This is a genomic window from Caulobacter sp. GW456-12-1-14-TSB4 (genome assembly GCF_059424195.1).
In genome coordinates this window covers 106,929-131,662 of the sequence record NZ_JBWKZF010000006.1, presented here as the reverse complement: position 1 = coordinate 131,662, position 24,734 = coordinate 106,929, and the positions used below count along the sequence as shown (strand labels likewise).

Below are 24,734 nucleotides of genomic sequence, written 5' to 3'. Positions count from 1 at the left end.
ATGACCCAGCATTCCAACATCGTCGGCGAGACCGTCCCCAACCCCGCCGAGCCGCCGCGCGATTGCCCACTGTGCCCGCGCCTGGTGGCCTATCGCCGCGAGAACCAGGACCTCTATCCGGACTGGTTCAACGGCCCCGCTCCCTCGTTCGGCGACAAGGACGCGCGTTTGCTGGTCGCGGGCCTCGCCCCCGGCCGCAAGGGCGCCAACCGCACCGGCCGGCCGTTCACCGGCGACTATGCCGGGACCCTGCTCTACGAGACCCTGATCAAGTTCGGCTTCGCCACCGGCAAGTTCGAGGCCCGGCCCGATGACAGCCTGAAGCTGGTCGGCGCGGCCGTGACCAACGCCGTCCGCTGCGCCCCGCCCGGCAACAAGCCCGAGACCTCGGAAGAGAACAACTGCCGGCCGTTCCTCAAGGCGCGGCTGGACATGTTCCCGAACCTGAAGGTCATCGTCACCCTGGGCGACGTCTCGCGGCGCAACGTCCTGAAGACCCTGGGCCTGAAGGCCTCGGCGGGCATCCCCGGCCACGGCTCTGAGTTCCAGGCCGGCCCGTATCGGATCTTCAACAGCTACCACTGCTCGCGCCTCAACACGAACACCGGCCGCCTGACGACGCCGATGTTCGAGGACCTGTTCGCGCGGGTGAAGGCCTATCTGGACGAGACGCCCTAGACCTTCACCGTCCGCCCTTCCCGCGCCGCGCGGTAGATGGCCTCGATCAGGCGCATGTCCTTGAGGCCCTCTTCGCCCGGAACGATCGGTTCGCGGCCGGCGAGGATGCATTCGGCGAAGTGATCCAGCTGGCCGGCGAACTGGCTCTTGGCGGTCGGGGTCGGCTCGCGCGGGGTGGTCTGGCCGTTCAGCCGGGTCCGCATGGCCTGGCCCTCGTAGTTGGTGGCCGGGTCGAGCTCGACGAACCCCTTCGGCCCCGTGACCCGGTAGCGGTTGAAGTTGGCGCTGTAGGCCGAGTTGCAGTTGGCGATCGCGCCGGACGGGAACAGCAGCTGGAAGCTGATCAGGTCATCGACCGTCTTGAAGCGGACATCTTTGCGGTCGGTGTTCTCGAAGGCGTTGACCGCGACGGGCTCCTCGCCGGTCAGATAGCGGGCGGCGTTGAGGCTGTAGATGCCGATGTCCATCAGGCTGCCGCCGCCGGACAGGGCCCGGTTCAGCCGCCACTGGGTGGGATCGCCGATGGTGAAGCCGGCGTCGGCGACGACCGTCCGCACCGGGCCGATCGCGCCCTCGCGGATCAGCTTGATGGCCTCGATATTGTGGGCCTGGAAGCGGCTGCGATAGCCGATCATCAGCTTGCGGCCGGCCTTCCTGCAGGCGGCGATCATCGCCTCGGCGTCGGCCGAGGTGGTGGCCATCGGCTTCTCGCACATCACGTGCTTGCCGGCCTTGGCCGCCCGCTCGGTGAAGACGCGGTGCAGGCTGTTAGGCGTCACGACATAGACGATGTCGACGTCCGGGTTGTCGGCGATCTTGTCGAAGGTCTCGTAGCTGTAGCGATGGCTTTCCGGGACGCCGTACTGCTCGCCGAAGGTCTTCAGCTTCTCGGGCGTGCCGCTGACCAGGGCCACCAGCTTGGCGTGCTCGCATTCGGCGAAGCGCGGCATGATGATCTTGGTGGCGTAGTAGCCCAGCCCCAGGATCGCGTAGCCCAGCTTGCGGCCGGGCTCGGCGGCCTGGGCTTTTAGAGGCAGAGTGGCGGCGAGACCAGCCGCCAGGAATGTCCGCTTGCTGATCTCGTCCATGTTTCGCTCCCTTATCGTACGAGGCCGATGGTCTTGGTGCGTACGCGCGCCACGATGTGGTTGGAGGTCAGATACAGGGTCTTGCCGTCGCGATCGCCGAACGTGCAGTTGGCGATCGGCCCGCCGGTCTCGATCACGCCCAAGAGCTTGGCCTCCGGCGTCAGGATCATGATCCCGCCCGGTCCGCTGGCGAACAGACGGCCTTCGCCATCGACCTTCATGCCGTCCGGCAGGCCCGGCCCGCCCGCCTTGTGCAGCTCGGACGCGTCGAAAAATACCTTGGACGACGTCGGCAGGCCGTCCGCGCCCAGGTCATAGGCCATGATCACCGGCCGCTTGGGGTCCGAGTTCGAGACGTAGAGGCGCTTGTTGTCGGGCGACAGGGCGATGCCGTTCGGGAACGACAGCGTATCGTCAATCAACGCCACCTCGCCGTTCTGGCGCACCAGATAGACGCCATTGAACGACATCTCCTTGGCCGGCGAGGCGTCCAGGCCCTCCAGGCCGTAAGGCGGATCGGTGAAATAGTACGAGCCGCGCTGGTCCTCGGAACCACGCAGTTCGACCACATCGTTGGGGCTGTTGAACTTCTTGCCCTTGTACGTGCTGGCCAGGACCGTCTTCTTCTTGGTCTCCCAGTCGACCCTGGCGATGCTGCGGTTGCCGCAATCGGCGACCACCAGCTCGCCGGCCAGGCTGAGCGTCGCGCCGTTCGTGCCGGCCTCGCGGAAGATCTTGGTCGGCGGACCGTCATAGCCGGACGGTTTGAGGAACTCGGTCTTCCCGGTCTTCGGGCTCCAGCGGTACATGACGTTGCCAGGCACGTCCGAGAACAACAGGAACTGGCCTTCCCAGGACCACACCGGCCCCTCGGCCCAGGTGATGCCGTCAACCAGCTGCTCGATCGGCGCATTGGCGTCGATGATCGCGTCCAGCTCCGGCGACAGGCGACGGATCTTGCCGATCTTCGGATAGGCCGGAGCAGCGGCGAAGGCTTGGCCAGCCGCGATCAGGGCGGCTCCGGCGCCCAGTACGGCGCGTCGGGTGGTCATGGCATTCTCCGCTTCTTGTGGTTCGGGCCTTTATGCGGTGACAACGATGTCACCACAACCGGGGGTGCGACTAAAGTCGTAGCCGCCTAAAGCCTGACCCGAGGCACCGCATCCAGCCAGCGGGCATAGGCGGCCTCGCGCTCGTGCTCCTTGATCGACGGCGACAGGGTCTCGGCGGCCGGACTGGCCTCCGCCGCCTCCTCGACCGAGGCGTAGAGCCCCGCCCCGACCCCGGCGAACAGGGCCGCGCCCAGGGCGGTCATCTCCTGGTAGCCGGCCCGGCGCACCGAGATGCCGGTCAGGTCGGCCAAGCGCTGCGAGAACCAGGCGCTCTTGGACATGCCGCCGTCGATGCGCAGCTGCGCGGCGTCGCCGAACGCGGTCGGCGCGTCGGCCCGCATGGCCTCGATCAGGTCGCGGCTCTGCAGGGCGCAGCTGTCGAAGGTGGCCGCCGCGATCTCCGGCAAGCCCGCGTCGCGGGTCAGGCCGAAGACGCCGCCACGCGCATTGGCGTCCCACCACGGCGCGCCCAGGCCGGTGAAGGCCGGCACGACGACGACGCCATGATCGGCCTTGGCGGCCCGCGCCAGCGCCTCGGCCGCGCGCGGGCCGCCGGTGATGCCCAGACCCTCGCCCAGCCACTGGATCGCCGCGCCCGCCACGAAGATCGAACCCTCCAGAGCGTAGGTCGTCTTGCCGTCCACCCGCGCCGCCACCGTGGTCAGCAGGCGCGAGCGCGAGATCGGCCGCTCCTCGCCGGTGTTGATCAGCATGAAGCAGCCGGTGCCGTAGGTGGCCTTCATCTGGCCGGGCGCCACGCAGCCCTGCCCCATCAGCGCCGCCTGCTGGTCGCCGGCCACACCCCGGATCGGGACCTCGCGGCCCAGAATGTCGGCTTTCGTCGCGCCGTAGTCGTCGACACAGTCCAGCACCTTGGGCAGCAGGGCCGCCGGGACCTTGAACAGGTCCAGCATCTCGGCCGACCAGTCCTGGGCGCCGATGTCGAACAACAGGGTGCGCGAGGCGTTGGTGGCGTCGGTGGCGTGCACAGCCCCGCCCGTGAGCCGCCAGATCACCCAGCAGTCCATGGTGCCGCAGAGCAGATCGCCCGCCTCGGCCCGGGCCCGCGCGCCGGGGACCTTGTCCAGCGTCCAGGCGATCTTGGTGCCCGAGAAGTACGGATCCAGCAGCAGGCCGGTAACCTCGGTGACGCGCGGCTCGTGGCCGGCGTCCTTCAACTGGCCGCAGACCTCGGCCGTGCGGCGGTCCTGCCAGACGATGGCCGGATGGATCGGACGACCGGTCTTGCGGTCCCAGATCACCACCGTCTCGCGCTGGTTGGTGATGCCGATGGCGGCGATGCGGTCGGCCTTGCCCGAGGTCTCGGCCACTTCGCGCAGCACGGCCACGCAGGCGGCGTAGATCTCCTCGGCGTCGTGCTCGACCCAGCCATCGTGCGGATAGCTCTGGCGCAGCGGCCGCGAAGCCTCGGCCAGCGGCTGGCCGGCGCGGTCGAACAGGATGGCCCGGGTGCTGGTCGTGCCCTGGTCCAGGGCCAGGATCAGGTCTTGCGCCACGCATTCCTCCACTCAAGCTTGCGACATCTCGACGCGATATGGCGCATCGCGCTCTTGGTTCTGTTTAAGCATGTTTTCATTTGAGGGCCGCAAGGTCATCCTCATCCGGTCTTCCGGATTCGAAGGAGGCGGGCCATCCAAGCCGTCGAGATCGCATCGCTCATGAAGCTGGCCCGCAGTCGCGAGCCCGGCGATCGTGAACGTCTGCTCACCGGGATCATCGATCTCTGCGAGGCCGGCCAGGCCAGCGGCGAGCCGACCCATCCCGATATCCAGGCCCTGCTGAACTCCATCTTCATGTCGCTGGTCGTCGAGGCCGAGCGCGACATCCGCCATCGCCTGTCCGAACGCCTGGCCGACGCCGACTGGGCGCCCTCGGCGCTGATCAACATCATGGCGCTGGACGAGATCGACATCGCCCGCCCGATCATCGCCCGCAGCCCGGTGCTGCAGGACCACGACCTGATCCGCCTGCTGGTCCAGGCGACGCTGGAACACCAGATCGAGATCGCCCGTCGCCCGCACCTGCAGGCGCCCGTGGTCGAGGCGATCATCAGCCGCGACGAGCCGGCGGTGCTGACCGCCCTGGCCTCGAACGACACCGCCCAGATCTCGCCCGACGCCATGGGCCGGCTGGTGAGCCGCTCGCGCGAAGTGGTCGCCCTGCGCTCGCCCCTGGCGCGCCACCCCAAGCTTTCCACCGACCTGGCCGAGCAGCTGTACCTGCTGGTCGGCCGCGCCCTGCGCGACGCCCTGTCGGCGCGCTTCCATCTCGATGAAGCCAAGATGCAGGCCGCCGTCGACGACGCCCTGCGCGCGGCCCATCGCGGCGACGCCACCGTCAGCGATGTCGGCCCCGTCGAGGTCGACGAGGACCGCGAGGAGATGGAGCGCTCGCTGATCGAGAAGCTCGACTCCGCCGGCCAGCTGAGACCGGGCTACCTGCTGCGCGTGCTGCGCGAGGGCCGGCTGCAGCTGTTCGTCATGGCCCTGGCCCGCCTGGGCAAGTTCGAGTCGGCCCAGATCCGCCGCGCCATCGACAGCGGTCGCCCCGAACTGCTGGCCCTGGCCTGTTCGGCCGTGGGCATCGACCGCAGCGTCTTCCCGACCATCCTGGAACATGTCCGCCAACTGAATGGCGGCCGTCCGGGCGGCGGCGACGAGGGCGTGCGCCGCGCCGCCAGCGCCTTTGGTCCGTTCACGCCGGACATCGCCGGCATGGCCTTCCGTCAGGCCGTCGGCCAAGTCTGATCAAGAGTTTGACAAGGCGCCGGGGTTCCCCATCTTGGCCCCATGTATCAGCCACAACCGTTCGTGACTCGCCTCGCCTTCAGGGCCAGCGATCGGCCCGAAGCCATCGAGGCCAAGGAACGGTTGACCGCCCGCTATGGCGATGTCGGCGACGAGAACGCCCAGGTCATCGTGGCCCTGGGCGGCGACGGCTTCATGCTGGAGACCCTGCACGAGTCGATCGCCACCCAGACGCCGATCTACGGCATGAACCGCGGCTCGGTCGGCTTCCTGATGAACGAGTACAGCGAGGACGGCCTGCTGGAGCGGATCAACGCCGCCGAGCGCGCCGCCATCCATCCGCTGGCCATGGTCGCCATCGATGCGAACCGCAAGCAGCACCGAGCCCTGGCGATCAACGAGGTCTCGCTGCTGCGCCAGACCCGCCAGACCGCCAAGCTGCGCATCTCGATCGACGGCAAGGTGCGGATGGGCGAGCTGGTCTGCGACGGGGCCCTGCTGGCCACGCCGGCCGGCTCAACCGCCTACAACCTCTCGGCCCACGGCCCGATCATCCCGATCGACGGCCGGGTGCTGGCCCTCACCCCGATCAGCGCCTTCCGCCCCCGCCGCTGGCGGGGAGCCCTGCTGCCGCAGTCGGCGCGGGTGACCTTCGAAATCCTGGAAGCCGACAAGCGCCCCGTCAGCGCCGTGGCCGACAATTTCGAGGTCCGCGACGTGCTGGAGGTCCACATCTCCGAGGATCGCGGCACTCAACTCTCGATGCTTTTCGACGCGGGCCGCAGCCTCGAGGAAAGAGTTCTGGCCGAGCAGTTCTCCGCCTAGTCTTACAGTTCTCAGCACGGGGCCTCAGCACGGGGATGAGACGTTGCGTCGCGTCTCATCCAATCTTAACGCCTGCTATGTTAGCCGTTACCCAACTATCCGCCGCTGGGGAGGCGCCCGTGACGAATAAGACCGCTGAAGTGATCCAGGTGCCGAACATGCTCAAGCTCAAGGTGGGCGGGCGCGGCGGCATCGACATGGCCGCCATCGCCAAGGCCGAGGCGGCTCTGAAGAGCCTGTCCGGCAATTTCGCCCAATGGCTGGACGACGAGATCGTCAAGCTGGAGGCCGCCCGCCAAGGCGTCCGCGTCGAGGGCCTCAACGCCCAGACGGTCGAGACCCTCTACCTGCGCGCCCATGACCTGAAGGGCCTGGGCGCCACCTACGAATTCCCGCTGATCACCCGCCTGGCCGCGTCGCTGTGCAAGCTGATCGACGATCCGGACACCCGCCTGGCCGCGCCGATGTTCCTGGTCGACGCCCATATCGACGCCATCAAGGCCTGCGTGCGCGACGACATCAAGGTCGACACCCACCCGGTCGGCAAGGCGCTGATCACCGAGCTGGAAGCCCGCGTCGCCGACTATCTCGGCAGCGCCGCCGCCTAATAGCTCAGGCCGAACAGGCCTTTCAGGTAGGGATTGAGCATCCGGCCGTCCGGATCCAGTTCCTGCCTGACCGCCAGGAAGTCCTTCCAGCGCGGATAGATCGCCTCCAGCTGGCCGCCGTTCAGGGTGTGCAGCTTGCCCCAGTGCGGGCGGCCGTCGTAGCGGCGGAAGATCGGCTCGATCAGCTCGTACAGGAACGTGAAGTCGTCACGGTAATAGGCGTGCACCGCCACCGAGCCGCGCGGCCCGCCCTGGAACGGCGACAGCCAGGCGTCATCCGGCGCGATGCGGCGCACCTCGATCGGGAAGAAGACGTCGGGACGCTCCTTCTCGATGGTGCGGACGACCTCCTGCAACGCCTTCAGCTGGTTCTCGACGGGGAGATGGAATTCCATCTCGTTGAAGCGCACCGGCCGCTCGGTCGACAGCAGCTTCCAGCCCTCGTCGACGGCGGTCTCGGGCTTGGCGGTCGACAGCAGCGCGTGGGCGGCGGCCTTGCGTAGGGGCGTGGCGAAACCCAGCAGATTGCGCAGGCCGCGTAGCGCCTGGAGGAACTCGGTGTCCTGGTCGGGACCGCGCGGCAGGGCCGGATCGTCGGTCTCGTCGTGGCTGATATTGGCCGCCAGGCCCGTGAACGGCACGGCGTAGAACTCGAAATTGCGGTGCTGGGCCCAGCGCTCCTCGGCCTTGGCGACGGCGTCCTCGAACGGCTCCAGCCACACGCGGCGGCGCAGGCGGCGGTTGGCGCTGGTCTTGATCCGCACCTGGGTGATGACGCCCAGCGCGCCCAGCGAGACACGCGCGGCCTGGAAGACCTCCGGGTTCTTGGTCGCGTCGGCGTCGATGACCTTGCCCGAGGGCGTGACCAGCCGCAGGCCCGTGACGCTGCCGTGCATGGCCTGAATCTTGGCGCCGGTGCCGTGGGTCGCCGTGCCCAGCGCCCCGCCCAGCGACTGCTTGTTGATGTCGGGCAGGTTGGGCAGCGCCCGGCCCTTCTCGGCCAGCATGGGGCCTAGAGCGCCCAGCCGGGTGCCAGTGCGGACGATGGCCTCGTCGCCTTCCCAGCCGATCACGCCGGAGATCGCGTCCAGCGAGATCAGCGTGCCGTTGGTCGGCGCCAGGGCGGTGAAGGAGTGACCGGCGCCCACGGGCCGGATCGGGGCCTGGGCCACCTTCAGGGCGGTGGCCAGCTCGCCCTCGTCCTTGGGGGCCAGGCGGGCGGCGGGATAGGCGTGCTGGACGCCGGACCAGTTGCGCCAGAGCAGCTTGCCTTGCGCATCGACCGAGGGCGGCGACGGCGGTTCGGGCTTGTCCCCGGTGGCGACCTTGTAGGCGGCCACACCACCGCCGGCGACCACCGCCGCTCCCGTCCCGCCCGCGATCAGGGCCCCGCGCCGAGAGATCATGCCTGGCTCCGCTATTTCGCGGAGTCTTCGCGCCCCGCCATGAATCGTATGAGGGCCTGGAAATCGGCCGGCGTGCAAGTCGCGCACTGACCGGTGGCCGGCATGGCGTTGAAGCCCTGGATGGCGTGGTCCAGCAGAACCTGCTCGCCACGCTTGTAGCGCCCGTCCCAGGCGGCGCGGTCATGGACCAGCGGCGCCCCCGTGCCGGGGATGGCGTGGCAGGCGTGGCACGAGGTCTCGTAAAGGGCCGACAAGCGCGCATCGGCCGGACGCAAGGCCAGGGCCTGCTCCGGCGTGGGCGGCGGCGGGCCCTTGGACCCGCAGGCGCTGAGAAGAAGGGCGGACGCTACAACGACGAACGCCCCTCTCATTACGCGATCCCCGACAGGCGCTTGGCCGCCGTCAGCGTATTGGCCAGCAGGCAGGCGATGGTCATGGGCCCCACTCCCCCGGGAACCGGCGTGATCGCGCCGGCGACCTGCGCAACTTCCTCGAAGGCGACGTCGCCGACAAGCCGGGTCTTGCCGGCCGCGGCGGCTTCCGGATCGCGGGCGGGATAGCGGGTGATGCCGACGTCGATGACCGTCGCGCCCGGCTTGACCCAATCGGCCTTGACCATCTCGGCCCGACCGACGGCGGCCACGACGATGTCGGCCTGGCGGACGATCGACGGCAGGTCCTTGGAGCGCGAGTGGGCGATGGTCACCGTGCAGTCGGCGGCCAACAGCAGCTGGGCCATCGGCTTGCCCATCAGGTTCGAGCGGCCGATGACGACGGCGGTCTTGCCCGACAGGTCGCCGATGACGTCCTTCAGAAGCATCATGCAGCCCGTCGGCGTGCAGGGCGCCAGGGCCGGCAGACCGCTGGCCAGGCGCCCGGCGTTGGTGACGGTCAGGCCATCGACGTCCTTGTCCGGCGACAGGGCCGCCACGACGTCCATCTGGCTGATGTGAGCCGGCACCGGGAACTGGACCAGCACGCCGTGGATCTTCGGATCGGCGTTCAGCTTCTCGACCACCGCCAGAAGGTCGGCCTGCGAGGTCTCGGCCGGCAGGCGGATGGTCTCCGAATGCATGCCCGCCGCCAGGGTCTGCTCGCCCTTGTTGCGGACATAGACCTGGCTGGCGGGATCCTCGCCGACCAGCACCACGGCCAGGCCCGGCGTCACGCCGTGCTGAGCCTTCAGTTCAGCGACCTCCACCGCGATCTTCGCCCGCAGATCGGCCGCGAAGGCCTTGCCGTCGATGAGTTTCGCCTGCGCCATGTGCATCTCCCGGTTTGGCCGTCCGTAACCGTTCGTTCGAACGCACGCAACGCCGCGTTGTCGTCATGATGGGCGTGCTAGAGCCCAATGATGTCCCCTTCTTCCGCCTTCGCCCGCGCCGATGTCGTCCTGGTGGGCGGCGGGCTGGCCAACGGCCTGATCGCCCTGCGCCTGCGGGCCATGCGGCCGAACCTGAAGGTCATCCTGCTGGAGCGTGAGCGGCGTCTTGCCGGCGAGCAGACCTGGCGCTGGTTCCAGACCGATGTCAGCCCGGGAATCGCCGCCTGGCTGCGGCCGCTGGTCGTCCATCGCTGGAGCGGCTGGGCCATCCGCCTGCCCGGCTTCGAGCGCTATCTGGACACGCCCGTCTTCGCCCTGACCGCCGAGCGCCTGCGCCAGGCGGTGACCGCCGCTCTGGGCGCGGATGTGTGGCTGGGTGTCCAGGTCACCGAGATCAGCCCGCATCAAGTCACGCTCGCCGACAGCCGCCGCATCGCCGCCGGCACAGTCATCGACGGCCGTGGCGCGCGCCGCACCCGCAGCCTGGCGCTCTCCTGGCGCGCCTTCGTGGCCCAGGAGGTGACCCTGCACGGCGCGCACGGCCTAACCCACCCCGTCCTGATCGACGCGCCCGAAACCGCGCGCGAGACTTGCCCGGCCTTCAGCGTCATGCCGCTGAGCGCCAAGCGCCTGCGCATCGAACATGCCCACTACGCGCGGACGTCCACGCCCAGCCCCATCGCCAGCCGGGCCGCCATCGCCGCCTATGCTTTGGCGCAAGGCTGGGCGATCGACACCGTGGTCCGCGAGGAGGACGGCGGCCTGCCGATCGTCCTGGCCGGCGACATCGACGCCTATGGGCGCGAGGGACGGCCGGAGGTGGCCGAGGTCGGTCTGCGCGCCGCCAACTTCCATCCGGGCACGGGCCACTCCCTGCCCGACGCCGCGCGCCTGGCCGACCAGATCGCCGCCCTGCCGCGCATCACCAGCGCCAGCGTCCGCGCCTGCGCCGAGGCCCACGCCAAGACCTGCTGGCGTCGGCGACGCTACCACCGGCTGCTGAACCGCCTGCTGCTGCGCGCCTGTCCGCCCGAGGCGCGCGCCCAGGTCTGGGACCGTTTCCATCGCCTCGCCCCTGGCCTGATCCAGCGCTATCTCGCCGCCCGCCTGACCCTGAGGGACAAGGCCCGCATCCTGCTGGTCCGCTCGCCCATTCCTGTGAGGGTGGCGCTGGAGCAGGCTAGCGGCCACTCGGCCTTGAGCGCGAGCGACGCGTAGCGCGGGGTTGACCGCTTCCCGATCTCGGGGCGTCCTCGGGGCATGACCTACCCGACTCCCGCCGCCCACGCCCGCGAACTCCTGGCCAAGCTCGGCGTCGCGGCCTTGCCCGCCGACGCGGGCCATCCCGTGCGCAGTCCGATCGACGGCCAGGTGCTGACCCATGTGGCCTTCGACGACGCCCGCGAGATCGGGAGCAAGGTCTCGGCCGCCTGTCACGCCTTCGCCGCCTGGCGCGTCGTCCCCGCTCCGCGTCGCGGCGAGCTGGTGCGCCTCTTCGGCGAAGAGCTGCGTGCGGCCAAGACTGACCTCGCCGCCCTCGTCACCCTGGAAGCCGGCAAGATCGCCTCCGAGGCGGCCGGCGAGGTCCAGGAGATGATCGACATCTGCGACTTCGCCGTCGGCCTGTCGCGCCAGCTGCATGGCCTGACCATCGCCTCCGAACGCCCCGGCCACGCCATGCGCGAGACCTGGCACCCGTTGGGGCCGGTGGCGGTGATCAGCGCCTTCAACTTCCCGGTCGCCGTCTGGGCCTGGAACGCGTGCCTGGCGCTCGTCTGCGGCGATCCGGTGATCTGGAAGCCGTCCGAGAAGACCCCGCTGACCGCGCTCGCGACCCACGCCATCCTGGAGCGCGCCTTGGCCCGCTTCGAGGACGCGCCGGACGGTCTCTGCGCCGTGATCCAGGGCGGCCGCGACGCCGGCGAGCGCCTGGCCCGCGATCCGCGCATCGCCCTGGTCAGCGCCACCGGCTCGACCCGCATGGGCAAGGCCGTCGCCCCGATGGTCGCCGAGCGCTTCGGCCGCTCGATCCTGGAGCTGGGCGGCAACAACGCCATGGTCGTCACGCCCTCGGCGGACCTGTCCCTGGCCCTGCGCGCCATCGTGTTCTCGGCGGCGGGCACAGCGGGCCAGCGCTGCACGTCCCTGCGCCGCCTGATCGTCCACGAGAGCCTGATCGACAAGGTCAGCGACGCGGTCGAGACGGCCTTCGGTCGCCTGTCCGTCGGCGATCCGCGCGAGCCGGCGACCCTGCTGGGCCCGCTGATCGACAAGGCCGCCTACGACGCCTTCGTCGAGGCCATGAACCAGGTCCGCGCCGAAGGCGGCACGGTCAGCGGCGGCGAGCGCCTGCTGATCGATCAGCATCCCGACGCCTACTATGTCCGCCCCGCCCTGGCCCGCCTGCCGTCCGCCACCGCCTGCATGCAGCGCGAGACCTTCGCCCCGCTGCTGCACGTCGTGCCCTATGCCGAGTTCGATGAGGCGATCGCCATCCAGAACGACGTGCCCCAGGGCCTGTCGTCCTGCGTGATGACCAACGACGTCCGCGAGGCCGAGGGCTTCCTGTCGGCCGCCGGCAGCGACTGCGGCATCGCCAACGTCAATATCGGCCCCTCGGGCGCGGAGATCGGCGGCGCGTTCGGCGGCGAGAAGGAGACCGGCGGCGGCCGCGAGAGCGGCTCGGACAGCTGGAAGCAGTACATGCGCCGCCAGACCGCGACCGTGAACTATTCCGGCGCCCTGCCCCTGGCCCAAGGGGTGCGGTTCGACCTCTAGGCGGGCGCCCTTGCCGTCCGTCCCGACAGACGGCATAAGCCCTCACCTCGGGTCTCAAGGCCCATGCCGGCGTAGCACAGCGGTAGTGCAGCGGTTTTGTAAACCGAAGGTCGGGAGTTCGATCCTCTCCGCCGGCACCAGTTTTCCTCAGGTCTTCCAGGTCCCGCTTCGATGGCCGCCATCCTCTTCATCGACGCCGACGCCTGCCCCGTGAAGGACGAGGCCTACAAGGTCGCCGCCCGGCATGGGTTCAAGACCTTCGTGGTGTCCAACAGCTGGATCCGCGTGCCGGCGACGCCGGTGATCGAGCAGATCGTGGTCGACGCCGGTCCGGACGTGGCCGACGACTGGATCGCCGAGCGCTGCGGGCCGGGCGACGTGGTGGTGACCAACGACATCCCGCTGGCCGACCGCGTGCTCAAGGCCGGCGGCGCGGCCGTGGCCCCGAACGGCCGGGTGTTCAGCCCCGACATGATCGGCTCGGCCCTGGCCTCGCGTTCGATCGGCGAGCACCTGCGCTCGATGGGCGAGGTCACCAAGGGCCCCGCCGCCTTCGCCAACGCCGACCGCTCGCGGTTCCTGCAGGCGCTGGACCAGCTGGTCGTGAAGGCCAAACGCGCGGTTCCGCCCCGATGATCGAGATCACGTCCTGGCTGCGGATCGACGAGGACGAGTTGGCCTGGAAAGCCACCCGCGCCTCGGGGCCAGGCGGCCAGCACGTCAACAAGACCAGCACCGCGATCGAGCTGCGGTTCGACGTCAGGAACTCCCCGGCCCTGCCCGAGGACGTCAAGGCGCGCCTGGAGACCCTGGCCGGCAGCCGCCTGACCCAGGACGGCGTGCTGATCCTGTTCTCCCAGGGCTCGCGCTCGCAGGAGATGAATCGCCAGGATGCGCAGGAGCGGCTGGTCGAGCTGATCCGCCGGGCGACCGAGAAGCCCAAGCCCCGGCGACCGACCAAGCCGACCTATTCCAGCAAGCTCAAGCGGCTGGACGGCAAGGCCAAGCGCGGGACCGTGAAGTCCGGGCGCGGACGGGTGAAGTTCGACGACTGAGGGACCGTCCTCGTCCTTCGACAAGCTCAGGATGAGGACTACTGGTCAGGCGGTTCAGTAGAAAACCTCACCCTGAGCTTGTCGAAGGGCGAGGTTTTCGGCTCATGCCGTCTCCGGCGGCGCCGGGGTGCTGAACGCGATCACGTCCTGCTTCCAGTCCGGCTCGACGATCAGGCCCGCCAGCATCTTCTGCAGGTAACGCGTCATGGCCGCCTGCTCTTCCGTGGTCAGATTGGCGCAGATGTCGCGGTTCAGCGGACGGATCTCGGCGCGGATCGTCTCCAGGAGGCCGCGACCGGCGTCCGTCAGGCAGATGACCACGATCCGGCGGTCGGCGGACGAGGTCTCGCGCGCCACCAGGCCGTCGGTGATCAGGCTGTCGATCGAGCGCGTCAGCGTCGTGCGGTCGGTGGCCGCCAGCTTGGCCAGGCGGGTCATCGACAGGTCGCCGAACCGCCGCAGCGAGATCATCGCCACCCACTTGGCGAAGGTCAGGCCGTGCCGGGCCAGCAGATCGGCCGACACCGCGCGGCGATGCTGTTCGGTCTGGTAGAGTAGATAGCTCAGGTAGCTCGGCAGCGGCAGCGCGTGGTCGTGGACCACGTCGGTGCGCTCTTCCCCCTCGTACATTGTCGTTTTCCGCCCCCACAAAACGGCGCTCTGTGTGTCACACGGTTAACGGTCACGCAATCTGCGGCGCCCGTAGGGGAAACGAAAAACCCCGCGAAAGGCTTCGCGGGGTCATGTCTTTCAATTTAGACGGGAAACTACGCCGCGACGGCGCGGTTGCGGTTCAGGCCGCGCGTCAACCAATCGTCGGGATAGGTCTCGCGCACGGTGATCGACTTGAACTGGGTGACCGGGATGCTGGCGTGGTCGCCAGGGTTGAGGTCGCGCGACACCGAGTGGCCGGCGAACTCCTCGATGATGGTGATCACTTGGCTGCTGCCGGCGGCGTTCTCGATGAGGACCATGTTCATGGGGTTCTGCTCGGTGATCTCGAGGAAGAAAGGAAAGTCGGCGGAGAGGTTTGGAAGCGTCAGGCCAGGCTAGGCTGGACGCGTTCCTTGAGGCCCTTCAGGGCCCAGGTCTCGACGGCGCGGGCGTTGCCCAGGCGGCGGAAGGCGCCGGCCGTGTGCTGCTCGCAGTAGGAGCCGCGGGCGGTCAGCTTGGGGCGGCCGCAGAAGCCGAAGTCGTCGCCTTCCGGATTGCCGATCGGCCAGCGGCACGAATGGGTCCCCAGTTCCAGGATGCCCGAGGTCGGCAGCAGGTCTTCCTCGGTGCGCTCGTAGCGCGGAGCGACGTGCGGGGCGGCGGTCGTTTCACGGGTCGGGCGACGGACCACGATCCGCGACGGGGACCGGGTGGTCGTCCGTTGACGGACGGGGGTTTCGCGGACCGTGATGCCCAGGCGGTGCACCTTGCCGATCACCGCGCTGCGGCTGACGCCGCCCAGCTGGCGGGCCACCTGGCTCGCGCTGAGGCCTTCGAGCCACAGCTTCTTCAGGGTCGCGGTGCGCTCTTCGCTCCAGTCCATGATCTTGTTTCCCAGCCCAGCCCGGAGCCAGCCCGCTCCGTGAGGAAATTGGTAGATTTTATGGTTAACGCACGTCAAACGTTTATGTGCAGACCCACGGTTTGCGATTTCACTTTTCGCAATAAGAATCACGTAGATACCGGCAATTGTCGCAGGGGCCTGCTCAAGCTCGCCTTAAGGAACATTGTTCCGTGACAAGGCCACGGCCCTGATTTTATAAGGGTTTGGAATGCGTCGCGCCGTCGCAGAGCCTGCGGCGAAACGTCAGTCGGGGATCATCATGCGTACCGTGAAACTGGCCGCCGTCGCGGCCGCCTGTATCGCCCTTTCGGCCTGCTCGAAGGACGGCGGCAGCTCCGGCGAGGCGCCGGCTTCGGCCCCCGCCGACGCTCCGGCCGCCGCCGCGACCCCGACCGACGCCGACAAGGCGGCCGCCCTGGCCGCCCTCCCCGCGCCCTACAACACCGGCGACCTGTCGAACGGCCAGAGCAAGTTCGCCTTCTGCCGCTCGTGCCACACCGCCACCGAGGGCGGCCCGGACTTGACCGGCCCCAACCTCTACGGCGTGTTCGGCCGCAAGGCCGGCTCCAAGCCCGGCTACACCTATTCGCAGGCGGTCCAGAACGCCGGCTTCACCTGGGACGCCGAGCACCTGGACAAGTGGCTGACCGACCCGCGCGGTTTCCTGCCGGGCACCAAGATGACCTTCGCCGGCATCCACGATCCCAAGGACCGCATCGACCTGATCGCGTACCTGAAGGTCGAGACGGGCTACAAGCCGGCCCCGTAGCCATGCGCCCGGCCCCGCCAGAGGTGGAGGCGCTGGTCCAGCGTCTCTACGACGCCAACGGCAAGCGCGACTTCGAGGCGTTCCGCGCCCTGGTCGCACCGCAGCTGGAGTGGCCGGACGTGACCCGGGGCGGCTGGATGAGCACCCCCGAGCAGGTGCGGGACTACTGGACCTATAATGACGCCTACATCCGGGTGGAGATCACGCCCGTCGAAATCCACGTCACCTACGACGGCCGTATCGTGGTCGACGCCAACCAGGTGATCTGGAACCGCAAGGGCCAACAGTGGTCCGACCTGTGCGTGCGGCATTGTTACACGCTCCGCGACGGACTGTTCTGGCGCATGGATATCGTTTCCAGGGAGGAAACGGATTCACGGCCATGACGCGGGACGAAGACCGCATCGCAGACCTCTACGCGGCCATCAACGCCCGTGATCTGGATGCGACGCTCGCCTGCTACGCGTCCTACGCCCGGTTCGCCGACGGCCTGGAGGGCGGCATGCTGGAAGGCCACGACGCCATCCGCGCCCACTTCGTCCAACTGTTCGAGGCCATCCGCGTCGAGCTGTCGACGATCGACCTCGCCCGCGAGCCGGACGGACGGTGGCGCGCGCGCCTGCAGGTGGAGACGCGCGGCCCCGGCGGCGGGCTCTGGCAGGACGATGTCGTCACCGTCTGGTATCGTCTCGAGCGGGGGCTGATCGTCGAGCAGAACGTCGATGATAGTGGGGACGACAGCGGTCGAGACGGAAACACGCCATGAGCGCGATACCGGACGTGTTGGAAGAGGCCTTCGAGGCCTTCAACGCCCATGATGCGGCGCGCCTGCGTCCGCTGTTCCACGACAAGAGCACCTGGCCCAACACCCTGGACGACGGCGAGGACCCGATCGGCAAGGAGGCCGTGCTGGCCTATTTCGCCCGCATCTTCGCGACCATCATCCCCAACATCCAGCTGATCCAGATCCTGGACGAGACCGCCGACGCCCTGACCACCGAGGTGCAGTACTCGGTCGAAAGCTCGGACGGCCACATCTGGACCGACACCCGGGTGCGGCTGATCTACCACTTCCGCGACGGGCTGCTGTGCGGCCAGACGATCCTGGACGGGTACTGAGCCCTCTCCTCCCCCTCTGGGGGAGGTGGCCCGGAGGGCCGGAGGGGGCAGCTCGGCATAGGCCGGCGATGCCCCCTCAGTCGCTCCGCGACAGCTCCCCCGGAAGGGGAGCAGATTAGCTCAGCAAATCCGCTACGGCGTCCAGGACCGCTTCGGCGTCCAGGCGGTACTTGCCGTAGAGGTCCGGCAGGTCGCCCGACTGGCCGAACACCTCAAGCCCCAGGGCCCGCACCCGTTGCCCGCGCACCGAGCCCAGCCAGGACAACGCCAGCGGCGCGCCGTCGGTCAGGGTCACCAGGCCGGCGTCGCGGTCCAGCGGGGCCAACAGGGTCTCGATGGTAGAAGAGCCCGAGCCCTCCCCCGTCCAGCGGGCGCGGCCGGAGGCGGTCCAGTCGCGGTGCAGCACGTCGGCCGAGGTGACGGCCAGCAGGCCGGCTTCCGGCATGTCCTCGGCCAGAGCCTCGAACGCCGCCAGGGCCTCGGGCGCGAGCGCGCCGCTATAGACCAGGGCCAGGCGCGCACCGGGCGCGGGAGCCTTGAGCCAGTAGGCCCCGTCGATCACGCCCTGGCGCCAGGCGTCGTCGGTCCGCTCGGGCTGGGCGATGGCGCGGGTGGAGAGGCGCAGATAGGTCGAGCAGCCATCCTTGGCCTGGATGCGGTCGAAGGCGTGGGCCATCAGCACCGCCGTCTCGTCGGCGAAGGCGGGCTCGTAGGTGTCCAGGCCCGGCTGGGCCATGCCGATGACGGGGGCGTTGATCGACTGGTGCGCGCCGCCTTCAGGTGCCAGCGTCAGGCCCGACGGCGTGGCCACCAGCAGGAAGCGGGCGTCCTGGTAGCAGGCGTAGTTCAGGGCATCGAGGCCCCGGGCGATGAAGGGGTCGTACAGGGTCCCGACCGGGAACAGACGCTCACCGAACAGCGGACCGGTAAGGCCCAGCGCCGCCAGGGCGATGAACAGGTTGTTCTCGGCGATGCCCAGCTCGACATGCTGGCCGGTCTCGGCCTTGGACCAGACCTGGGCCGAGGGGATGCGGCGGCGCTTGAAGACGTCCTCGTGCGCGCGGCGCTGGAACACGCCCCGACGGTTCACGAAACCGCCCAGGTTGGTCGACACCGTCACGTCCGGCGAGGTGGTCACCACGTGGCCGGCGAAGTCGTCCTTCCGGGCGGCGATCTCGAACATGACCTTGCCGAAGGCGGCCTGGGTCGATTGTTCGCCGCCACCCGCGACAGCGGTCAGCAGCTCATCGGCCGTGGGCGTCTGAACGAGCGGCGCGTCGTGGTTGCGCTCGACCTCGGCGGCGAACGGCGCGCGGGCGACCAGACCCTTCAGGGCGGTGCGCTCGGCGGCCGAGAGGCCCGACAGCGGGTCCCACTCCTCGCCCTCCACGACACCGAGGCGCTCGCGCAGCTCGGCGATCTGCGAGGGGGTCATCAGGCCGGCGTGGTTGTCCTTGTGCCCCTGGAACGGCAGGCGCAGGCCCTTGACGGTGTAGGCGATGAAGAAGCGTGGCCGGTCGTCCTGACCCGCCTTCTCGAAGGCCTCCAGCAGGGTCTCCAGGCAGTGGCCGCCCAGCTCGGTCATCAGCTCGGCAAGGTCGACGTCCTTGTAGGACGCGATCAGGGCGAGGGTCTTGGGACTGTCGGCCAGGTCGGCGTTCAACCGTTCGCGCCAGGCCGCGCCGCCCTGGTAGCTCAGCGCCGCGAACAGGTCGTTCGGCGCCGTCTCGATCCAGTCGTGCAGCTTGTCGCCGCCCGGCTTGGCGAAGGCCTCGCGCTGGCGCTTGGACCACTTCAGCGTCTCGACCTGCCAGCCGGCGGCCTCGAAGATCTCGCCATAGCGGGTGAACATCCGGTCCTGGGTGGTCGCGTCCAGGCTCTGGCGGTTGTAGTCGACGATCCACCAGGTGTTGCGGATGTCGTGCTTGCAGGCCTCGATCAAGGCCTCGTAGATGTTGCCCTCGTCCAGCTCGGCGTCGCCCAGCAGCGAGATCATCCGTCCCATCTTCTCGGGCTTCACCGAGCCGCGGGCGGCCAGGTAGTCCTGGGCCAGCGAGGCGAAAGCGGTCATGGCCACGCCTAAGCCCACCGAACCGGTCGAGAAGTCGACGTCGTCCACGTCCTTGGTGCGCGAGGGATAGGACTGAGCCCCCCCCATCGCCCGGAACCGCTGCAGGTTCTCCAGGCTCTGGCGGCCGAACAGATGCTGGATGGCGTGGAAGATCGGGCTGGCGTGCGGCTTGACCGCCACCCGGTCCTGCGGCCGCAGCGCCTTCATGTAGAGGGCGGTCATGATCGTGGCGCACGAGGCGCTGGACGCCTGGTGCCCGCCGACCTTCAGGCCGTCGCGGCTCTCGCGGAGATGGTTGGCGTTGTGGATGGTCCACGCCGCCAACCAGAGAATCCGTTCCTCGAGACGGCGCAGCAGAGCGATTTCCTGCCGCTTGGCCGTCAGAGAGCCGTCAGCCATGCTTCCTCACCGGTTTATGCCGGTGAGGTTTGCCCCTCACCGCTCTTTTCCCGGGCTTCATACTCTTCGATCTGCCGGGCCGTCCACTCCGGCGACTTCGTGAAGCGCGCCAGAAGGTCATAGAACACCGGAACGATGAAGAGCGTCAGCAGGGTCGCGAAGATCGAGCCGGTGAAGATCACCGCGCCGATCGTCTGGCGGCTGCCCGCGCCCGCCCCTGCCCACAACATGAGCGGCAGGGCGCCCATGGCGGCCGAGATCGAGGTCATGATGATCGGACGCAGGCGCAGGGCCGAGGCCTCGATCACCGCCTCACGCACGGTCAGGCCCTCGTCGCGCAGCTGGTTGGCGAACTCGACGATCAGGATGCCGTTCTTGGTGGCGATGCCGACCAGGATGATCAGGCCGATCTGGCTGTAGGTGTTGATGGTCGAGCCCATCACCAGCAGGCCGAACAGGCCGCCCAGCGCCGCCAGCGGCACGGTCAGCATGATCACGGCCGGGTGGATCCAGCTTTCGAACTGCGCGGCCAGCACCAGGAACACCAGCAGCAGGGCCAGGCCGAAGGCGATGGCGATGCCGCCCGAGCCTTCGAGATAGTCCTTGGCCTGGCCGCCCCACTTGATGCTGATGCCCGGCGTCGGACGCTGGTCGGCTTCATCGCGGAGGAAGCGCACGGCGTCCTCGACAGTGTAGCCGGGGTTCAGCTGGGTGGTCAGGGTCACCGAGCGCAGGCGATCGACGCGCGGACGATCCGGAGTGTCGCCGCGCAGCTGCGTGGTCACCACGGTCGACAGCGGCACCAGCGCGCCCGAATTGGTGCGCACCTGCAGCTGGTTCAGGTCCGCGACGCTGCGGCGCTGGTCCAGGTTGGTCTGCAGGATGACGTCGTATTCCTGGCCGTTCTTGATGTAGGTCGTGGCCTTGCGCGAACCGAACATGGTTTCGAGGGCCCGGCCGATCGACTGGGCCGAGACGCCCAGGGTGGCGGCCTTATCCTGGTCGATCTGCACCAACAGGCGCGGCGAAGTGGGCTCGTAGTCCAGGCGCGGACGCGAGAAGCCCGGATTGCCTTGGGCGTCATCCAGGATCGGCTTCAGCCAGTTGGCCAGCTGGACATAGTCGTTGCCCACCGCGATCAGGTCGACATTGGTGCCGCCGCCCCCACCGCCGCCACCGCCACGCTGGAAGGGCCCCCGCACGCTGGCGATGGCCCGGACGCTGGTGATCTTGGAGAGGTCCTTGTTCAGCTCGGCGGCGACCTGGTCGGCGGTCTTCTTCCGCTCGCCCCACGGCTTCATGACCACGACGCTGCTGCCGCTGTTGAACGAGTTGCCCCCGAAGCGCGGGATGGTCAGCAGGATGCGCTCGGCGACACCCTCCTTGCGGTACCGATCGACGATCTTCTCGACCTTCAGGCCGATGCCCTCGATGTAGTCGTAGCCCGCGCCTTCCGGCCCGTTGATCGCCACGTCCACCCGGCCGCGGTCCTCCGGCGGCACCAGCTCCTTGGGCAGGCTGACGAACAGCAGCGCCGCGAAGGCGGCCAGGATCACGACCATGCCGCCGGCGATCGCCGCCGACCAGCCGCCCAGGATGCTCTCCAGCGAGGCGCGGTATGAGTTCTTCAGCGTGTCCATGGCGCCATCGACGCGCTTGGCCAGCCAGCCCTCGCCATGCGCGGGCTTCAGCAGCTTGGACGCCATCATCGGCGACAGCGACAGGGCCAGCAGGGCCGAGAAGCCGACGGCGGCGGCGATGGCCACGGCCAGTTCGACGAACAGACGGCCGATATAGCCGGGCAGGAACATCAGCGGCGCGAACACCGAGATCAGCACGATGGTGGTGGCCACGACGGCGAAGAACACCTGGCGGGTGCCGCGCTCGGCGGCCACCAGGGCCGGCTCGCCCTCGTCCACGCGACGCTGGATGTTCTCGACCACGACGATGGCGTCATCGACGACCAGGCCGACGGCCAGCACCAGGGCCAGCAGGGTCAGCAGGTTCAGCGAGAAGCCCAGCGGGGCCAGGACGATGAAGGTCGACAGGATACAGATCGGCGCGACGATCGAGGGGATCAGCGCCGAACGCCAGCTGCCCAGGAAGATCAGGTTGACCAGCACGACCAGGCCGATCGACATGCCCATGGTGATCCACACCTCGTGGATGGCCTCGGCGGTGAACACCGAGTTGTCCACGGCCACGACCATCTTGGTGCCGGGCGGCAGGCTCTCGTTGATGGTCGCCACTTCCTTGCGGACGGCTTCCGAGATGGCGACGTCGTTGGCCTGCGATTGGCGGGTCAGGCCGATGCCGACCTGGTCCACGCTGTTGCCGCGGAACAGGCGCCGGCGCTCGTCCGCGCCCTCCTCGATCCGGGCCACGTCACCCAGGCGCAGCACGAAGCCCGAAGCGTCGGCCGACCGCAGCGGCAGGCGGGCGAAGTCCTCGGGCTTGGCGTAGCTGCGGGCCACGCGGATGGTGAAGTCCTTGGCGTCGCTTTCCAGCGAGCCGGCCGGCAGTTCCAGGTTCTGCGAATTGAGGGCGTTCTCGACGTCGTCCACCGAGACGCCGCGCGCGGCCATCTGGTTGGCGTCCAGCCAGATCCGCATGGCGTAGATCTTGGCCCCGAACAGGTTGGCCTGGGCCACGCCGTCGATGGTCGACATCCGCTCGACCAGGTAGCGGTCAGCGTAGTCGGCCAGCTGCAGCGGATCCAGCGTGGTCGAGGTCAGGTTCAGGATGATGATCGGCGAGGCGTCGGCATTGGCCTTGGCGATCTGCGGCGGGTCGGCCTGGTCGGGCAGGTTGGCCGTCACCCGGCTGACGGCGTCGCGCACGTCGTTGGCGGCCGCGTCCAGGTCGCGGTCGAGATTGAAGGTGATGGTGATCTGCGAGCGGCCGTCGCGGCTGCTGGAGTTCACGCGATCGATGCCCTGGATGCCGGCCACCTGGCGCTCGATCACCTGGGTGATGCGCTCTTCGATGACTTCGGCCGAGGCCCCGCGATAGGTGGTCGAGACCGACACCACGGGCGGATCGACACTGGGCAGCTCACGGATCGGCAGCGACGTATAGGCCGCCAGGCCGATGACGCAGAGGATGATCGCCGCGACCGCGGCGAATACGGGACGACGGACGGAAAGGTCGGACAGCATCAGCCGGCCTTGCCTTCGGTCTTCTTGCCTTCGCCCTTATGGCCCTCGCCTTCGCCCTTCTTGTCGCCGGGCTTGCCCTTGCCGCCGCCGACGGCCGCGCCGTCCTGGATGCGGTTCAGGCCGTCGGCGACGATCTTGTCGCCCTTCTTGAGGCCGGTGCGAATCTCGATGAAACCGCCCTCGCTGAGGCCGGTGTCGACATCGGTGCGGCGAGCGATCAGGCCCTTGGGGCCCTTGGCGATGCGGAACACCGAGGCTTGGTTGCCTTCGAACTGCACGGCCGCCTCCGGCACCGCGATGCCGTTGCGCGTGCCCTGGTCGATGGAGACCTTGACCAGCATGCCGGGTTTCAGGCGGCCACCGGCGTTCGGGAACTCGGCGCGGGCCTTGAGGGCGCGGGTGGTCGGGTCGATGCGGGTGTCGATCTGGGCGATCTTGCCCTGGAAGGTCTCGCCCGGCAGTGCGTCGGGACGCGCGGCGATCGGCAGGCCGATGCGCAGCGTCTGCAGATAGCGGTCAGGCACGGCGAAATCGACACGGATGACCGAGGCGTCGTCCAGGCTGACGATCGGCGTGCCGGCGGCGATCAGCATGCCCGGCGCGACGTCCGAAATGCCCACGCGGCCCGCGAACGGCGCGCGCAGCACGCGGTCCAGCTTCTGGGCGTTGGCGGTGCCCACGGCCGCCTTGGCGACATCGAGCGCCGCCAGATATTGCTCGGCCGTGGCGCGCGGGGCGATGCCCTTGTCGGCCAGGGTCTTCCAGCGGGCATAGTCGCGCTCGGCCTGGGCCAGGCGCGCCTTGGCTTCCGAGATGCCGGCGTCCTCCTGATCGGCCTTCAGCTCGACGAGCACCTGGCCCTTGCGCACGGCTTCGCCGTCCGAGAAATGCACCGCCGTGATCAGCTCGGGCGTGTTCGACGTGATGGTCACCGACTGACGGCCCTTGGCCGCGCCCAGCACTTCGATGCGGTCCACGAACGGACGCTCGCCGACCACCATCTGCGAGACATTGGTCGCACGACCGCCGCCGCCCGCCTTGTTGGGGTCCTTGTTGCCGAAAGCCAGCTTCAAGCCGCCCACAACCAGCATCACGACAACGGCGACCAGGGCCACCACGAGGAAGAAGTGCCTACGGATCAAAGAACGGCTCCAGCGCGCCGGGAGGAGTCGGCGGAATTCGGCGAAGATATGACCGCAGCCTAAAGCGACGTCCAGTGACAGCCGGATGACCGTGTGTTGCAAAGCTGAAACAAGCTACAGCCTGCGCCACACAGCGAGTACGACACCGCGATCTCGGGTTGTCTCTCGCCCCACGGGCGTATCGCGCCAGCCGGCCTGCGCGCTCCAGCCCCCGAAGGCGCGGACGATGGAGAGCTCGCTCTTCAGCCAGCGCGAACGCACGGGGCTGCGGTCGGCCTGGCCGGCATAGGTCTGGGCCAGGATCAGCCACTTTCTCGCGGGCCTGACCCCAAGGGTGGCGTCGATGCGCGTTTCGTCGGCAAGGCCCTGGCGCTTCAACCGCGCGGCCTCCAGATCGACGAACACCTCGCGCCCTTTCCACGAGGCCGATCGGCCGTAGAGGACCCGTGCTTCCAGATCCAGGCTCCCCTGCCCTGGCGCGGCATAGCCGGCGTTGCGGCCGACCCCGGCCTCGCCCGCGCCCAGATAGACGGCCAGGGACGAGCGGTCGTCCCTATGCGCCGCCCAGCGCAGGCCCAGCTCGATCGGTCCGCGTCCGGAATAGTCCACCCACTTGTCGTGGCCACGTGTGACGCCGGCCTTGGCCTGCAGGGTCAGGCGCGGCGTCAGGCCATGCTCGACGAACACCGACAGGGTCTCGTCACGGCGCGGGTCGATGGCGACGAGGACGCCGTCCGGGTCATAGCCCTGCCTGGCGTCGGACCGCTCGTACTTGGCGATCGCCTGGGTGCGACCCGGCGCCATCGGCCAGGCTCCCGCTCGCGCCACGCCGGCGTCCAGGCACGAAAAAGCCTCCGCGATCGCCAGGACCGCGAC

At 68.9% G+C, this 24,734-nt stretch carries 25 protein-coding genes and 1 tRNA gene; 13 read left to right on the top strand and 13 right to left on the bottom strand.

Features of this window, described 5'->3' with window-relative positions; genetic code table 11:
* Entirely contained in the window at nucleotides 1–678 is a 678-nt protein-coding gene (locus AC07YH_RS07890) for a uracil-DNA glycosylase (protein WP_494746444.1), read from the top strand.
* On the opposite strand, the gene AC07YH_RS07885 is transcribed toward AC07YH_RS07890, so the two are convergent.
* From AC07YH_RS07885 to glpK, 3 genes are all read right to left on the bottom strand, one after another.
* Nucleotides 675–1,874 carry a Gfo/Idh/MocA family protein gene (locus AC07YH_RS07885; protein WP_494746556.1) on the bottom strand — a complete coding sequence of 400 codons (1,200 nt, stop codon included), beginning with the start codon at nucleotides 1,872–1,874 and terminating at the stop codon, nucleotides 675–677. The genes AC07YH_RS07890 and AC07YH_RS07885 overlap by 4 nt on opposite strands.
* Nucleotides 1,778–2,818 (bottom strand): SMP-30/gluconolactonase/LRE family protein, encoded by a 1,041-nt coding sequence (locus AC07YH_RS07880; protein ID WP_494746443.1) that lies wholly within the window; start codon nucleotides 2,816–2,818, stop codon nucleotides 1,778–1,780. Before AC07YH_RS07880 ends, AC07YH_RS07885 begins: the two co-directional genes overlap by 97 nt.
* 86 nt (nucleotides 2,819–2,904) lie before the next feature.
* On the bottom strand, nucleotides 2,905–4,395 hold the full coding sequence (gene glpK / locus AC07YH_RS07875; protein ID WP_494746442.1) for a glycerol kinase GlpK: 1,491 nt from the start codon (nucleotides 4,393–4,395) through the stop codon (nucleotides 2,905–2,907).
* A gap of 162 nt (nucleotides 4,396–4,557) precedes the next feature.
* Between glpK and AC07YH_RS07870 the strand changes: the two genes are divergently transcribed.
* From AC07YH_RS07870 to AC07YH_RS07860, 3 genes are all read left to right on the top strand, one after another.
* Entirely contained in the window at nucleotides 4,558–5,646 is a 1,089-nt protein-coding gene (locus AC07YH_RS07870) for a DUF2336 domain-containing protein (RefSeq protein WP_494746441.1), read from the top strand.
* 42 nt (nucleotides 5,647–5,688) lie between these two features.
* Nucleotides 5,689–6,471: an NAD kinase gene (locus AC07YH_RS07865; protein WP_494746440.1), complete on the top strand. Its 783-nt coding sequence runs from the start codon at nucleotides 5,689–5,691 to the stop codon at nucleotides 6,469–6,471.
* 119 nt (nucleotides 6,472–6,590) lie between these two features.
* Nucleotides 6,591–7,079 (top strand): Hpt domain-containing protein, encoded by a 489-nt coding sequence (locus AC07YH_RS07860; RefSeq protein ID WP_494746439.1) that lies wholly within the window; start codon nucleotides 6,591–6,593, stop codon nucleotides 7,077–7,079.
* Here the strand turns inward: AC07YH_RS07860 and AC07YH_RS07855 are convergent.
* The 3 genes from AC07YH_RS07855 to folD are packed head-to-tail and all read right to left on the bottom strand — an operon-like array spanning nucleotide 7,076 to nucleotide 9,749.
* A complete protein-coding gene (locus tag AC07YH_RS07855) occupies nucleotides 7,076–8,485 on the bottom strand; it encodes a D-arabinono-1,4-lactone oxidase (RefSeq protein WP_494746438.1) in 1,410 nt (469 codons plus the stop codon). The genes AC07YH_RS07860 and AC07YH_RS07855 overlap by 4 nt on opposite strands.
* 11 nt (nucleotides 8,486–8,496) lie before the next feature.
* Nucleotides 8,497–8,856 carry a c-type cytochrome gene (locus AC07YH_RS07850; protein ID WP_494746437.1) on the bottom strand — a complete coding sequence of 120 codons (360 nt, stop codon included), beginning with the start codon at nucleotides 8,854–8,856 and terminating at the stop codon, nucleotides 8,497–8,499.
* Nucleotides 8,856–9,749 (bottom strand): bifunctional methylenetetrahydrofolate dehydrogenase/methenyltetrahydrofolate cyclohydrolase FolD, encoded by an 894-nt coding sequence (folD, locus tag AC07YH_RS07845; RefSeq protein ID WP_494746436.1) that lies wholly within the window; start codon nucleotides 9,747–9,749, stop codon nucleotides 8,856–8,858. The genes AC07YH_RS07850 and folD overlap by 1 nt, the downstream gene beginning before the upstream one ends.
* Nucleotides 9,750–9,839: 90 nt before the next feature.
* Here folD and crtY point away from each other — a divergent pair, with 90 nt between their 5' ends.
* The 5 genes from crtY (at nucleotide 9,840) to arfB (ending at nucleotide 13,642) form a co-directional block, all read left to right on the top strand.
* The gene (crtY, locus tag AC07YH_RS07840) at nucleotides 9,840–11,027 is read left to right on the top strand and encodes a lycopene beta-cyclase CrtY (protein ID WP_494746435.1); all 1,188 of its coding nucleotides are present in this window, start codon (nucleotides 9,840–9,842) and stop codon (nucleotides 11,025–11,027) included.
* Between the two features lie 42 nt (nucleotides 11,028–11,069).
* Nucleotides 11,070–12,587, top strand: a complete 1,518-nt coding sequence (amaB, locus tag AC07YH_RS07835) for an L-piperidine-6-carboxylate dehydrogenase (RefSeq protein WP_494746434.1) — start codon at nucleotides 11,070–11,072, stop codon at nucleotides 12,585–12,587.
* Between the two features lie 65 nt (nucleotides 12,588–12,652).
* Nucleotides 12,653–12,727: transfer RNA gene (locus tag AC07YH_RS07830), tRNA-Thr, on the top strand.
* A gap of 31 nt (nucleotides 12,728–12,758) precedes the next feature.
* Entirely contained in the window at nucleotides 12,759–13,223 is a 465-nt protein-coding gene (locus tag AC07YH_RS07825) for a YaiI/YqxD family protein (protein ID WP_494746433.1), read from the top strand.
* Nucleotides 13,220–13,642, top strand: a complete 423-nt coding sequence (arfB, locus tag AC07YH_RS07820) for an alternative ribosome rescue aminoacyl-tRNA hydrolase ArfB (protein WP_494746432.1) — start codon at nucleotides 13,220–13,222, stop codon at nucleotides 13,640–13,642. Before AC07YH_RS07825 ends, arfB begins: the two co-directional genes overlap by 4 nt.
* Nucleotides 13,643–13,744: 102 nt before the next feature.
* Here arfB and AC07YH_RS07815 read toward each other — a convergent pair whose 3' ends face one another.
* The 3 genes from AC07YH_RS07815 to AC07YH_RS07805 form a co-directional block, all read right to left on the bottom strand.
* Nucleotides 13,745–14,272: a MarR family winged helix-turn-helix transcriptional regulator gene (locus AC07YH_RS07815; RefSeq protein ID WP_494746431.1), complete on the bottom strand. Its 528-nt coding sequence runs from the start codon at nucleotides 14,270–14,272 to the stop codon at nucleotides 13,745–13,747.
* Nucleotides 14,273–14,409: 137 nt separating this feature from the next.
* The gene (locus AC07YH_RS07810) at nucleotides 14,410–14,622 is read right to left on the bottom strand and encodes a hypothetical protein (protein ID WP_494746430.1); all 213 of its coding nucleotides are present in this window, start codon (nucleotides 14,620–14,622) and stop codon (nucleotides 14,410–14,412) included.
* A 59-nt stretch (nucleotides 14,623–14,681) separates the two neighbouring features.
* A complete protein-coding gene (locus AC07YH_RS07805; RefSeq protein ID WP_494746429.1) occupies nucleotides 14,682–15,179 on the bottom strand; it encodes a GcrA family cell cycle regulator in 498 nt (165 codons plus the stop codon).
* 280 nt (nucleotides 15,180–15,459) lie between these two features.
* On the opposite strand from AC07YH_RS07805, the gene AC07YH_RS07800 reads away from it, so the two are divergent.
* Genes AC07YH_RS07800 through AC07YH_RS07785 form a run of 4 tightly spaced genes read left to right on the top strand, consistent with a single transcriptional unit; the run spans nucleotide 15,460 to nucleotide 17,088 of the window.
* Nucleotides 15,460–15,969 carry a c-type cytochrome gene (locus AC07YH_RS07800; protein WP_494746428.1) on the top strand — a complete coding sequence of 170 codons (510 nt, stop codon included), beginning with the start codon at nucleotides 15,460–15,462 and terminating at the stop codon, nucleotides 15,967–15,969.
* Nucleotides 15,970–15,971: 2 nt separating this feature from the next.
* Nucleotides 15,972–16,355 carry a nuclear transport factor 2 family protein gene (locus tag AC07YH_RS07795; RefSeq protein WP_494746427.1) on the top strand — a complete coding sequence of 128 codons (384 nt, stop codon included), beginning with the start codon at nucleotides 15,972–15,974 and terminating at the stop codon, nucleotides 16,353–16,355.
* A complete protein-coding gene (locus AC07YH_RS07790) occupies nucleotides 16,352–16,735 on the top strand; it encodes a nuclear transport factor 2 family protein (RefSeq protein ID WP_494746426.1) in 384 nt (127 codons plus the stop codon). The genes AC07YH_RS07795 and AC07YH_RS07790 overlap by 4 nt, the downstream gene beginning before the upstream one ends.
* Nucleotides 16,732–17,088 (top strand): nuclear transport factor 2 family protein, encoded by a 357-nt coding sequence (locus AC07YH_RS07785; protein ID WP_494746425.1) that lies wholly within the window; start codon nucleotides 16,732–16,734, stop codon nucleotides 17,086–17,088. Before AC07YH_RS07790 ends, AC07YH_RS07785 begins: the two co-directional genes overlap by 4 nt.
* Before the next feature lie 115 nt (nucleotides 17,089–17,203).
* Here AC07YH_RS07785 and AC07YH_RS07780 read toward each other — a convergent pair whose 3' ends face one another.
* The 4 genes from AC07YH_RS07780 to AC07YH_RS07765 all read right to left on the bottom strand — a co-directional run bounded on the left by AC07YH_RS07780 (nucleotide 17,204) and on the right by AC07YH_RS07765 (nucleotide 24,662).
* Nucleotides 17,204–19,558 (bottom strand): thiamine pyrophosphate-binding protein, encoded by a 2,355-nt coding sequence (locus AC07YH_RS07780; protein WP_494746424.1) that lies wholly within the window; start codon nucleotides 19,556–19,558, stop codon nucleotides 17,204–17,206.
* Nucleotides 19,559–19,572: 14 nt separating this feature from the next.
* Nucleotides 19,573–22,716, bottom strand: a complete 3,144-nt coding sequence (locus tag AC07YH_RS07775; RefSeq protein ID WP_494746423.1) for an efflux RND transporter permease subunit — start codon at nucleotides 22,714–22,716, stop codon at nucleotides 19,573–19,575.
* Nucleotides 22,716–23,858: an efflux RND transporter periplasmic adaptor subunit gene (locus AC07YH_RS07770; RefSeq protein WP_494746422.1), complete on the bottom strand. Its 1,143-nt coding sequence runs from the start codon at nucleotides 23,856–23,858 to the stop codon at nucleotides 22,716–22,718. Before AC07YH_RS07770 ends, AC07YH_RS07775 begins: the two co-directional genes overlap by 1 nt.
* A gap of 114 nt (nucleotides 23,859–23,972) precedes the next feature.
* Complete coding sequence (locus AC07YH_RS07765) at nucleotides 23,973–24,662, bottom strand: hypothetical protein (RefSeq protein WP_494746421.1); 690 nt, start codon at nucleotides 24,660–24,662, stop codon at nucleotides 23,973–23,975.
* Between the last annotated feature and the right edge of the window lie 72 nt (nucleotides 24,663–24,734).